This is a genomic window from Planococcus sp. ANT_H30, from assembly GCF_008369335.1.
Lineage (GTDB): Bacteria > Bacillota > Bacilli > Bacillales_A > Planococcaceae > Planococcus > Planococcus kocurii.
Map to the genome: position 1 here is coordinate 106463 of NZ_VOBJ01000004.1, position 12444 is coordinate 118906.

13 protein-coding genes are annotated in these 12444 nt (G+C 40.6%); 12 read left to right on the forward strand and 1 reads right to left on the reverse strand.

What is annotated here, in order from left to right; translation table 11 throughout:
- Window positions 1–4: 4 nt before the first annotated feature.
- From FQ085_RS10810 to FQ085_RS10845, 8 genes are all read left to right on the forward strand, one after another.
- The gene (locus FQ085_RS10810) at window positions 5–1027 is read left to right on the forward strand and encodes a DctP family TRAP transporter solute-binding subunit (RefSeq protein WP_058386173.1); all 1023 of its coding nucleotides are present in this window, start codon (window positions 5–7) and stop codon (window positions 1025–1027) included.
- Between the two features lie 143 nt (window positions 1028–1170).
- Entirely contained in the window at window positions 1171–1662 is a 492-nt protein-coding gene (locus FQ085_RS10815) for a TRAP transporter small permease (protein ID WP_058386172.1), read from the forward strand.
- Window positions 1659–2984: a TRAP transporter large permease gene (locus tag FQ085_RS10820; protein ID WP_058386171.1), complete on the forward strand. Its 1326-nt coding sequence runs from the start codon at window positions 1659–1661 to the stop codon at window positions 2982–2984. The genes FQ085_RS10815 and FQ085_RS10820 overlap by 4 nt, the downstream gene beginning before the upstream one ends.
- 4 nt (window positions 2985–2988) lie before the next feature.
- Entirely contained in the window at window positions 2989–3744 is a 756-nt protein-coding gene (locus FQ085_RS10825) for an SDR family NAD(P)-dependent oxidoreductase (RefSeq protein WP_058386170.1), read from the forward strand.
- Window positions 3737–4222: a PPC domain-containing DNA-binding protein gene (locus FQ085_RS10830; RefSeq protein WP_058386169.1), complete on the forward strand. Its 486-nt coding sequence runs from the start codon at window positions 3737–3739 to the stop codon at window positions 4220–4222. Before FQ085_RS10825 ends, FQ085_RS10830 begins: the two co-directional genes overlap by 8 nt.
- A complete protein-coding gene (locus FQ085_RS10835; RefSeq protein ID WP_058386168.1) occupies window positions 4223–5704 on the forward strand; it encodes a class I adenylate-forming enzyme family protein in 1482 nt (493 codons plus the stop codon).
- Window positions 5701–6834 carry a thiolase C-terminal domain-containing protein gene (locus FQ085_RS10840; protein ID WP_058386167.1) on the forward strand — a complete coding sequence of 378 codons (1134 nt, stop codon included), beginning with the start codon at window positions 5701–5703 and terminating at the stop codon, window positions 6832–6834. The genes FQ085_RS10835 and FQ085_RS10840 overlap by 4 nt, the downstream gene beginning before the upstream one ends.
- 3 nt (window positions 6835–6837) lie before the next feature.
- On the forward strand, window positions 6838–7140 hold the full coding sequence (locus FQ085_RS10845) for a Zn-ribbon domain-containing OB-fold protein (protein ID WP_058386166.1): 303 nt from the start codon (window positions 6838–6840) through the stop codon (window positions 7138–7140).
- 58 nt (window positions 7141–7198) lie between these two features.
- On the opposite strand, the gene FQ085_RS10850 is transcribed toward FQ085_RS10845, so the two are convergent.
- Window positions 7199–7762 (reverse strand): DUF4256 domain-containing protein, encoded by a 564-nt coding sequence (locus tag FQ085_RS10850; protein WP_058386165.1) that lies wholly within the window; start codon window positions 7760–7762, stop codon window positions 7199–7201.
- Window positions 7763–7994: 232 nt separating this feature from the next.
- On the opposite strand from FQ085_RS10850, the gene efeO reads away from it, so the two are divergent.
- The 4 genes from efeO (at window position 7995) to FQ085_RS10870 (ending at window position 12420) form a co-directional block, all read left to right on the forward strand.
- Complete coding sequence (gene efeO, locus FQ085_RS10855; protein WP_058386164.1) at window positions 7995–8840, forward strand: iron uptake system protein EfeO; 846 nt, start codon at window positions 7995–7997, stop codon at window positions 8838–8840.
- 5 nt (window positions 8841–8845) lie between these two features.
- Window positions 8846–10120 (forward strand): iron uptake transporter deferrochelatase/peroxidase subunit, encoded by a 1275-nt coding sequence (gene efeB / locus FQ085_RS10860; RefSeq protein ID WP_058386163.1) that lies wholly within the window; start codon window positions 8846–8848, stop codon window positions 10118–10120.
- Complete coding sequence (locus FQ085_RS10865; protein WP_058386162.1) at window positions 10095–11849, forward strand: FTR1 family iron permease; 1755 nt, start codon at window positions 10095–10097, stop codon at window positions 11847–11849. The genes efeB and FQ085_RS10865 overlap by 26 nt, the downstream gene beginning before the upstream one ends.
- A gap of 148 nt (window positions 11850–11997) precedes the next feature.
- The gene (locus FQ085_RS10870) at window positions 11998–12420 is read left to right on the forward strand and encodes a YybH family protein (protein WP_058386161.1); all 423 of its coding nucleotides are present in this window, start codon (window positions 11998–12000) and stop codon (window positions 12418–12420) included.
- The last annotated feature ends 24 nt before the right edge of the window (window positions 12421–12444 follow it).

A 12444-nucleotide genomic window follows, 5' to 3' on the forward strand; every position in this document is an offset into this window, starting at 1 on the left:
GAGAATGTTGAAGAAAAAAATGAGTATGGCGGTACTTGGGTTATCAGCAGTTTTAGTATTAGGAGCATGCGGTTCAAACGAAGCTGAAAGTAGTGAAGGTTCGGAAGCAAAAGATTATGACTTAAAAATGTCGGTAACGGTTTCAGATTCTTCAACTTGGTATGAAGCAGCTGAAAAACTCAAAGAAGATCTTGCTAAAGAATCAGATGGACGCATTAACCTAGAATTATTCGCAAATGAGCAATTATCGGGTGGAGATTCAGGTAAAGCGGTAGAAAGTTTAGCAAAAGGTTCAATTGATCTGACTTTTAACTCTACAATTATTTATTCTATTTTGGATGATCGTTTCGGTGTAGCTAGTGCGCCGTTCCTATTCAATAATACGGATGAAGTTGATCCTGTATTTGCTGGAGAAGGCGGAGAAATGTTTAAGGAAATTTTAGCTGAAAAAGGCGTTCAGGCACTTGGCTACGGTGAAAATGGTTTCCGTCAATTGACAAATAGTAAATTGGAAATCAAGAACCCTGAAGATTTAAAAGGCTTAAAAATCCGTATTCCTGGCATCACAATGTATACAGACCTTTACCGCGAGTTAGGAACAGATCCACAGACGATGACCTTCTCTGAAGTATTTACAGCGCTGCAGCAAGGAACAATCGATGGACAGGAAAATCCGATTGATGTTATTTCATCTTCTAAATTACAAGAAGTTCAAGATTATATGACACTTTGGAATTACTCATATGATCCACTCGTGCTTGGGATGAACAAAGAACTTTATGACTCCATGAGTGATGAAGACAAAGAATTATTTGATCGTCTAGGTAAGGAAGCCGCAGCTTACCAAGTTGAAATTGCACGTGAAAAAGAAACGACTCAAATTGCAGATCTAGAAGCTGCAGGTATGCAAATTTACACGCCAACTGAAGAAGAAATTGCTCAATTTAAAGAAGCTTCAAATCCGATTTACGATAAATACACGGATATCTGGGGTGCAGATTTACTAAAAGCATTCCAAGGAGAGTAAAACATAACTCAATATAACAGGGGAAACTTTTACTAGAAAGTCATTGGGTTTAATGTATTTATAATAGTTACAGGGCTTCTTCGAATTCAGATGAAGGAGCCCTGTCACCTGTTATAAAGTCAGGATACGGGGAGGGTACTGTATTGAAAATTTTAAATTATTTTGAAGAAGTTATTTTATTTCTGGCTTTCTTAACAATGACCATTATTGCATTTTCAAATATTGTGGCACGAAACATGGCTAGCTTATCGCTTTCATTTACTGAAGAAATTACGATTAATCTTTTTGTGCTACTTACATTTGTAGGAACAGCAGTCGGTGTCCGTCGCTATGGACATCTTGGATTTACGTTGATTTTTGATCATATGAATCCGCTTTTCAGAAAAGTCTTTATTGTCTTTTCAACTTTGATGAGTTTAATCTTGTTTGGTGTTTTGCTTTGGTACGGCCTTCAAATGGTCATGTTCCAAATGGATATGGGTCAGAAAACGCCCTCTTTAGGTTGGCCACAATGGATCTTATCTTCTGCACTCCCAATTGGTGCTTTCCTTTGCGTCATAAGAACCATTCAAGTGGGCATTGAAGAGTTGAAATTAGAAAAGCATTCGGTGAATAAAGGAGATGAGGCAGTATGATTGCTTTGGTGTTATTTGGATTATTCTTCTTATTGGTCTTCTTGCGTGTTCCGATTGCGATTTCACTTGGTGTTTCTTCTATTATTGTGCTCGTCTCATCAAGTGGCATTTTTGGCTTAGAGATGGTCACAGATATTATGTACACGAGTGTCGCGAAATTCACATTACTAGCTATACCATTCTTCATATTAGCAGGGGTCATTATGGAGCATGTAGGAATCTCTAAACGACTGATTGATTTTGCGCAGACATTAGTTGGCCACCGTAAAAGTGGAATTGTGTTAGTTACAGTTATTGTCGCTGTTTTCTTTGCTGCTATATCTGGCTCCGGTCCGGCTACTGTTGCAGCAATTGGAGGTATCCTGATTCCCGCAATGATCAAGAACGGCTACAAAAAAGAAACTGCCGGAGCCTTAGTTGCGAGTTCGGGAGCGATCGGAATTGTTATTCCACCAAGTATTGCGTTCATCGTATTCGCAGTTGTAGCAGGAGATCAAATTCCTGTAACGATCAATCGATTATTTATGGCTGGTGTTGTTCCAGGGATTTTAATGGGAGTTGCTTTTGTTATTGCCGCGCTTGTCGTACGTTCACGACAAGAAAAACGTGGAGAATTCATTTTGCCAGAAGGTGTAGAAATTAGAAAAGCTACAGGGAAAGAACGGTGGGATGCTTTTGTTGGTGCATTTCCTGGCCTGATGATTCCTGTTATTATTTTAGGCGGTATTTATGGCGGATTCTTCACCCCCACTGAAGCTGCAGTTGTAGCGGTCGTTTATGGCTTACTTGTTGGAATGGTCGTCAACCGAAAAGATACATTCAAGAAAATGTATCGAATTTTTATCGAAGCAGCCGTACAGACAGCGGTCGTTATGATCATTGTTAGTGCTGCATCGGTCTTTGCGTATATTGTGACTACTGAACAAATTGCGCGCGATATTTCAGATGGCATTATGGGCTTGACAAGTAATCCAATTCTTATTTTATTGTTAATCAACGTCTTGCTACTAATTGCCGGTGCGTTTATCGATGCTATTTCAGCTTATTATATTTTTGTTCCAATTTTATTGCCAATCATTATCTTTTTAGAAGTAGATCCAGCCGTATTCGGCGTCATCATGACCGTCAACTTAGCAATTGGATTATTTACACCTCCTGTTGGTTTGAATCTATACGTTGCTGCTGGGATTTCTGGGACCAATATCGTCGAAATTTCACGAGGAGTTGTACCATTTATCGTTGCGGCAATTGTTGTACTGATGTTAGTTACATATATTCCGCAAATTTCTACATTTTTACCTGACTTACTAAATGTAAAATAAGGGGATGAATAAGTTGAGAATGCAAAATGAAGTAGCGATTATAACAGGCGCGGCAAGTGGAATTGGACAAGAAGTAGCGATTCAAATGGCAAAAGAAGGTGCCCGTGTCGTTTTGGTGGATTTGAATTCATGTGACAAGACAATTGCGTTATTGGGTGAAGCTGAGTATTTGGAATGTCTAGGAGATATTAGAGAACCAGAGTTTGTCAAAGCTGTCATCAATCGGACGATTGAAAAATACCACGAAATCCATGTGCTAGTAAATAATGCAGGTACGTGTAGTCGCTTAAATTTGGAAGATATGACAATTGAGATGTGGGACAGAGATTTAGATACCAATCTAAAAGCGACCTTCTTATTTACACAAGCAGTTGTTTATCCACATATGAAAGAAGGTGGATATGGGCGAATCGTCAATATTAGCTCAGTATCAGGAATCAACGGTGGTGTAGTATCTGGTGGTGAAAAAAATGGTCGTTCAGGACCTGCATATTCAGCGTCAAAAGGTGGCGTTATTGCTTTAACCAAATGGGTAGCAAAAGAGGTGGGTAAATACGGCATTACCTGTAACTCAGTTGCTCCTGGTGCCACGTTAACTGGTATTACAGCTGGTGTGCCATATGACACGAGTCAACAAGTAATCGATCGCATGGGCGAATCACGAGATATTGCGAATGCAGTCATGTACTTTGCTACAAAAGAAGCCAGCTATACAACTTCTCAAGTGCTTAAAGTTGATGGAGGGATTAGCATTGGATAATCTTCGCATCCAAGCTGTCTTCGATGAAGCATCTCATCGAATTGCAGGTCGATTAATGAAAGATGTCGATTTGTTTGAAGGGATTAAGGAAGTATGTCGTTATTATGATGTGGAGTCCGCCCATTTTCAATGTTTTGGATCACTGCAATATGCAACATTTGTCCAAATGGAGCGTGGCGATGAAGAAGGCTCTGTTCGTTACTCAGAGAAAATTCGCTCCACGTCTCCAGTTGAATTATTGTCTGGATCTGGCTTTATAGGATATGGAGAAGATAGAGAGCTCGATATTCATTTTCATGGCATGATGATTGACTGCGATCGCCAAATTAATGGTGGCCATTTCTTGAATGGGGAAAACCCGGTAGCGGTCACGATCGAATATGTAATTTTTCCGATTAACGGAGTTGGTATGCAACGTGGAGTTGATCCTCACTGGGGTTTGCCCGTATTTCAATTTTCAAAAAGGAGTGGCTCATAAATGGAAACTTTAGGACAGTTAGCAGTCAGGTCAGCACATGCTTATCCGAACAAAATCGCAGTAAAAGATGATAAACGTTCATTCACCTATAAAGAGTTTTTAGCTCGTGCCAATGCGTTGGCCGCATTTTTTCATGCATCAGGTTTTAGAAAAGGTGATCGTATCGGAATTTTGATGTCGAATCGACTTGAACATATTGAGTTGGATGTAGCTGTAGCACTAACAGGACTCGTTAAAGTCCCTCTGAATTATCGTCTTCATCCAAAAGAGCATAAGTATATGATTGATGATTCACAGTTGAGTTTGTTGATTGGAGAAAAAAATCTACTCGATACAGTCGATAAAACTGTGCCCTTTTTATACATGAATCGTGACTTTGAAGAAACAATTTCGCAGTTTACTGGACAGTCATTTGTTGAAAAAGTAGATGAAGACGATTTGTTCGCCATTATGTATACATCTGGAACTACGGGGAATCCAAAAGGCGTCATGTTGTCGCATCGCAATATCATTGCTGGGGCACTGTCGTTATCTCAAGTATGCGAAGTCGACTATAACGATATTATTGGTCACGTCGCGCCTTTGACACACGGGGCTAACTTTTTGAGTCACGTCGCTTGGCTGTTTGGTTTGACACAAGTCGTTTATAACAAATTCGAACCAGAAGAATTCTTAGACGTTCTAGTAGAAGATAATATTTCAGTTCTATTTTTAGTTCCGACAATGGTCAACTTGATGATTCAGCATCCTAAGTTTGACGCCTCAAAATTAGCGACAGTCAAATCAATCAATATGGCAGGTTCTCCAATTGCTGCTAGTAAACTACAAGAAGCGTTAGATAAAGCGGGCAATATCTTCGTAGAAACGTATGGACAAGTAGAAGCTCCGATGTGTATCACAATGATGCCACGCAATGAAATCCATGAACATTTGGATTCTTGTGGAAGAATTGGTGTGTTTGTTGATGTAAAAATAGTGGATGACGAAGGCAACGAAGTTCCGTACGGCGAAGTCGGTGAGATTATTGCAAAAGGTTCGCTTGTCATGCAAGGCTACTGGAATAATGAGAAGGCGACCAATGAAACGTTAAAAGATGGATGGTTGCATACGGGGGATTTAGGCAAGCGAGATGAATTTGGCTATGTCTATATTGTAGATCGCAAAAAAGACGTTATTATCTCGGGTGGCGTGAATATTTATCCGCGTGAAGTAGAAGAAGTTTTGAACTTGCATAAAGGTGTTAAAGAGACATGCGTCATTGGAATACCCGATGATAAATGGGGAGAAAGCGTCATCGCTTTTGTTGTACCAAATGGAAGAGAAGAAGTCACAGTTGATCAGCTGATTGTGCTGTGTAAAGAAAATTTAGCTAGTTTCAAAAAGCCAAAAGAAGTATTTATTGTGGACGAATTACCGAAAAGTTCGTATGGAAAAATATTGAAACGTGAAATGAAAACTCAACATGAGGAGGTGAGCAAATGACGAATGTTTATATTCATGGAATCGGGATGACGAAATTCGGGAAATCAGCGTCTTCGCTGAAAGAATTATTAGTAGAAGCGAGTGCTGAAGCGTTAATTGATGCAGGGAGACCAAAGATAGATGCTATATTCGTAGGTAACTTTATGGGGGGGAGCATTGCCAACCAAGAAATCTTAGGAGCAATCGTTGCAAATGAACTAGGGCTTGGTTATATTCCTTCAACTAAAGTCGAAGGAGCTTGTGCATCAGGCGGTATTGCTTTCCGTCAAGGATTGCTAGGTATTATGAGCGGCGAATACGATACAGTTTTAGTAGCGGGTGTTGAAAAGATGAAACATGCTTCTACACCAGACGTCACGCAGGCGATTAATGCGGCAATGGATACAACGACAACTGAAAAGCATGCTGGATTAACGTTTCCGGGATTTTTCGGCGTGCTAGCAAACCGTTATTTTTACGAAACAGGTGCAACCAAAGAACATTTGGCACAAGTGGCGTTGAAAAATCGTCAAAATGCTGTGAATAATCCGTTAGCGCAATTTTTAAAACCAACTTCAATAGAAGAAATTATGGGGGCACGAATGATTACAGATCCACTTGGCTTGTTTGATTGCTCGCCAATGACAGACGGAGCTTCGGCAATTGTCATTTCACGTAAAAAATCTCCAATCTATGTGAGAGCATCGTCACAAGTTTCAGGACCTACAAAAATGCAGGATGTCAGTAATTTACTATCGCTGCCAGCAATCGGTGAATCTGGACGTATTGCTTATGAAAAAGCAGGTGTCAGCCCAGGAGATATCGATGTGATAGAAATTCACGATTGTTTCTCAATGACCGAAATCATTGCAACAGAAGAACTTGGATTTTTTAACCGCTTGGAAGGATGGAAAGCTATCGAAGAAGGGCGTACAAAAGTGACTGGCGATAAGCCGGTAAATACAAGTGGGGGCTTATTGTCCAGAGGTCATCCAATAGGCGCAACAGGTATCGCGCAGATTTATCAACTTGTACGTCAATTGCGTGGAACTGCGGCTAATCAACTAGATAGAACATCTCGTCTCGCATTGGCACAAAATTTGGGTGGAACAGGTTCTTACTCAACTGTCCATATTTTAGAAAGGGTGTAATGCATGAAAATTTACTCTTGTTGCGGCACTGAATCTATTACAAAAAAATATTTCTGTTCAGAATGTGGTGGATCTACATTCGAAGAAAAAGAAGTATCTGACGCAGGAACCGTCTATAGCTACACCAAAATTCACATCGCACCTGCTGAATTCGCAGATATTGCACCTTATAATGTAGTATTAGTTGCTTTAGATGAAGCCAATGCTAAAGTGACAACGCGTATCGAAAAAGACGTAGAGATCGGGGACAAAGTAAGTTTGGACCGAATTGAAAATGAAGCCTATATTTATAAGCGAATTTCATAAAAATGCAAAAACCTTCCAGTAGGACACATTGTGCCTACTGGAAGGTTTTTGCATTTAGTTAAACTCTCAAAAACCCTCTAAATCCTCTTGCTCCGTAATACGAGTCCGCACCGTTATGGTACAAAAAGACTTGTCCATAGCGGAAATCACAGAACAGAGCGCCGCCGAGATCGCGGATTTCTTTAGGTGTCAGAACCCAGCTTGATGTTTTCAAATCAAAGCTACCGTGTTTTTGCAATACCCGGTATTGATCTTCAGACAGCAGTTCAATACCCATAGCAGTAGCCATTGACAGAGCATTGTTGTCAGGTTTGTTTTTCTTTCTAGCATCCAATGCCTTTTGATCATAGCAAATACTTCGGCGACCACTCGGGCTTTCTGGTGAACAGTCGTAAAAGACATAATTGCTTGTTGTCTCATCAAACTCTAGGACGTCTGGTTCTCCGCCAGTTCGCTCCATTTCGTGTAGTGACCAAAGCTTGTCAGGCTGGGTTTCCAGCTTTTTCTGGATTTCGTCCCACTGCATCCACTCGTGACGCTGGATATTTTCTTCGAAACGGATTTTCAGCGTACCGAGTAGTTCTTCTCGCTGTTCAGCTGTTAATGCATTTTTCTTAGCCATGCGCTTTCCTCCTGTCGTTCTCGACGTTCTACAAACTGACTTTTATTAAATTATGCACGGTTTTGAATAGCTAAGCAACTGGCACTCTTATGTAAGGAGAGAAAAGAGGGGTTACAATATTTCTTTGTAAGAGTTGTAGCTCTGTCACTAATATCCATTCAAATCCCATTGACTTTTCATTGATAACGATTATCATTATTAATTAGAAACAAAAGATGAAAGAGGGATATACATGAAAAAAGCTCCGTTTTTACTATCTTCCATATTAATAAGTGCTGCATTAGCAGGATGTGCAGAAAAAGAAGCGAGTTCACAGCCTGAAGTAGCTGCAGAAACGATCGACTTACAAAATGAAGTAGATGCTTATAAACAATTTGCGATTGAGCAAATGAACCAATTTGTAGTAGAAACAGAAAAATTTACAGAAGCTGTGAAAAGCGGGGATATTGAAACTGCGAAAGCGATTTATCCACAAGCACGTATGTATTTCGAGCGATCGGAACCAATTGCAGAAAGTTTTGGCGATTTAGATCCTCGTATTGATGCTCGACTTGCAGATATCGAAGAGGCCGGTCAAGGTGAAGAAGACTGGTCAGGTTACCACAAAATTGAGTACGGCCTATGGGTAGAAAATACAACAGAAGGTTATGAAGAAGTAGCGGATCAATTATTGGTCGATACGAAAGAACTTCGTGCTCGAGTTGAAACGGTAGAAGTGACGCCAGACTTGATGATGACAGGCGCAGTCGATTTGTTGAATGAAGTATCTACTTCGAAAATTACTGGAGAAGAAGAAATATTCTCTCATACAGACTTATATGACTTTCAAGCAAATGTCGAAGGTGCAGAAAAGATTTTCCACATTTTAGAACCTGAAATCGAAAAGAAAGATGCGGCACTTACGGAAGACTTGCAAGCGAAATTCGATGCTTTATATGAGCTATTAGACAAACACGCAACGGGTGAAGATGGTTTTGTTTCTTACGAGGAATTGACTTCTGAAGACACGAAACAATTAGCAGAAGCAGTAAACCAGTTAGGCGAACCACTTAGTCGGATGGGTATCATAATGGAGTGAATGTAATGACTGAAAAAGACGAAAAATGGTTGGAGAAGAAAATTTCAAGACGCCATATGCTGAAAATCACAGGAGCAAGTGCAGCAGGAGCTGCTGTGCTTGCTTCTGGAATGGGTGGCGTGGCAAAAGCTTTTGGCTTTGACATTCTTGATGACGATCAAACGGCTGAAAACAAAGTTTTGTTTTACGGAAAACATCAGTCAGGCATAACAACTGATACCACCACGCACATTTACTTTGCTTCGTTGAATGTATTGGTGGAGTCACAAAGTGAGTTACAGGACTTGTTTAAGATGTGGACTCCTCTGGCCGTACGTTTAATGAACGGAGAACGATTGGAAGAAAGTTCTCAAGGGGTATTTACGCCACCGAAAGACACCGGTGAATCAGCGGGGTTAGATGCTGCTAACTTAACCGTTACGTTTGGCGTTGGCCCATCGTTATTCGACAACAACAAGCTTGGTCTTGGATCTAAGAGACCAACTGAATTGACTGAGCTGCCTCATTTTTCTAAAGACCAAATTGACGATAAATTTGCAGGCGGAGATATTTGTATACAAGCATGCGCTGATGATCCACAAGTCGCGTTTCATGCCGTCCGTAATTTAGTGCGTGCTGCTACAGGAAAAGTGACATTAAAATGGACACAGACAGGATTTACATCGACACCTAAAGTAAAAGATAAAAAAGAAACGCCCCGAAATTTATTTGCCTTTAAAGATGGAACCGTCAACCCAAGTCCGAAAAGCGCTGCTGATATGAAGGAAGTTGTATGGGTGCAACCTAATGAATCAACAGGCTGGATGACTAACGGAACTTATTTAGTCGTCCGCAAAATTCAGATGCATTTAGAGACATGGGATCGAACTTCATTGCAAGGACAAGAAGCAACTTTTGGAAGACATCGTGACAGCGGCGCTCCAATTGGTAAAAAGAAAGAATTTGACGAAGTCGATTTAAATGCGAAAGATGCTAGTGGCAATCCGCATATTCCGGCCGACTCACATATGGCACTTGCGCGAAAAGTGAAAGATCGGATTTTGAGAAGAGGCTTTTCTTATTCCAGTGGATTGATCGATGAAACAGGCGCATATGATGCAGGCTTATTATTCATTTCGTTTCAGAAAAATCCAAAGCAGTTTATCAATATTCAAAATGCATTAGGACGTGCGGATAAACTGAATGAATATATTACCCATCGAGGTAGCGGTATTTTCGCTTGCTTCCCTGGTATACAAAAAGGGAGCTATATTGGTGAGAAACTTTTTAACGTACTTTAAAATTCTTCTACTAGCGATTGTATTACTATTGGTTCCGGCTCATAATCATGCTTCTGCCGAACAATCTTTTGGTCTTTTCTATGTTTCGATTACCGACGCGATTATGAGCACTCAAAATGATGATGATGTAAAAGCTGTTGAAGCCATTGAAGATTTTCAAAAAGAATGGCAACAGCTAAGTGTTACGGAAGGGGAGGAATCCCAAGCAGTAACGAACTCGCTTGAAAAAGCTTTGGTTGCAACAACCAGTGAAGAGCGATTAACTGCATTAACCGGACTATCAAAAGCACTGACTGCCTACGAAAAAGCTGAAAACCCCGTTGACGAAAAAGCGGGACGAGAGGATTTTTTGCAAGCAATAGAGCCATTTGTCGTTGACTTAAAAACAGCAGTCGATTCTGGAAACACACAAGAAATTCAAGATGCGTATTCAGTTTTTCTGGGGGGTTGGTCGAAAAATGAGCGAGTTGTTCAAGAGCAGAGCATTGCAGCCTATGGGCAAGTAGAAACACAAATGTCCTTTATGCGGATTTCTTTAGCTGAAGATAATCTTGATGTTGCGGCATTTAGTGAGCAGGTTGAAGCACTTGATCAAACGATTCAAAATTTTGCTGCTGGAAAAATAAAAGAATCAACTGCAACGACTACTTATTCTTTAGCAACTTTGATTGGCTTGTTAGAAAAAAGTGAAGCTTCTATTGAAGAAAAAGAGTTTGACCAAGCTGCAGAGGCGTTGAAGAAATTCATCACAATTTGGCCAAGTGTCGAAGGCGAAATTCGCACAAAAAACGCCGGCTTGTACAGCGAAATTGAAGCGGAACTCCCTCTTCTTGTGAGTGATTTGACCCGTGACGAAGTACAAGTTTCTGCAGTTGTTGAGAAGATTGCTTCTTTAAAACAACAAATCAATTTTATCCAACAAGATACGGAATACAGTTTTTGGGACTCTGCCTTGATCTTGTTACGTGAAGGATTAGAAGCGTTGCTCATTATTTCTGCGTTGATTGCGTTCTTGAAAAAAGCGGGTCAGCAACATATGCAGCATTATGTCTATATCGGAGCGGCAGCGGGCATTGCGGTGAGTATCCTTGCTGCAGTATTGATGTCTACGCTGCTTCAGTCCGGAACCATTGATGCCAGTCGCGAAGTGATGGAAGGCTATATCGGCCTACTCGCGGCAGCGATGATGCTAGGTGTTGGTGTATGGCTTCACAGGAAATCGACTGTCACTGCATGGAATCAATACATTGCAAAACAAATGAACCAAGCGTTATCCACACAAAGCGTTTTGGCCATGACGGTCTTGAGTTTTTTGACGGTATTTAGAGAAGGGGCAGAAACGGTCGTGTTTTATATGGGCATTGCACCGAAAATGTCGACCTTCGATTTTAGTTTGGGAATCGTCCTTGCGCTACTGATACTAGTAGCAGCAGCTTTCTTTTTTGCAAAAGCCAGTAAAAAGATCCCGATGCACTTATTTTTTGGTGTAGCAACTGTCTTCATTTACCTGTTAGCATTTAAAATTATTGGCGCGAGTATTCATACCTTGCAATTAACCAATGTGTTGCCAACTCATATTCTTGCTGATTTGCCTGTCATTAACGTCATCGGATTTTATCCATCTGTAGAAACGCTGAGCGGTCAGTTGGTATTGGTCATACTGATTGTAGCGACCATACTTTATAAAAAGAACGCAGCTAAAACTAGCAATGTAGCAGTAGAAGGGTGATTACACCCACGAAATTCCTCTAAGGAAGTTCGTGGGTTTTTTTGTGCTTGAAAAGATGATTTTACGCAAAGTAAACTGATCCATGCAGGACATTTTACTGAATTTAGCGAAAGATACTAACTAGAAAACGAACTAGAGGAGGGGCTTTATGTTCACTGATGTTCAAGATGTACTTCAAAACTACCGGGATGCTGTTTACGAGCAAGATGTAGAGAAATTCCTTTTAAGCTATGCACCAAATGTTCATGTTTTTGATTGCTGGGAAGAGTGGGAATACCATGGAATAGAGCAGTGGAGTACGATGGTGACAGAATGGTTTCGTAGATTGGCTGAAGAAGAGATGAAGCTTGGGGTAGAAATTCACAAAGAAGTAGGAAAAGAAAATGCAGAAATGGCTTATGTTCATGGCTCTGTTAGCTTTGCAGCTTTAGACCAGACAGGTAAGGAATTGAGAAAGATGAGCAATCGGTTTACTTTTGTTATGGAAAAAATAGACGATTCTTGGCGTATTGTTCATGAACATTCGTCGCTGCCGATTGACATGGAAAGTGGGAAAGCGATTTTTGGATAATCTAAAAATAAAACCCCTGGCAGA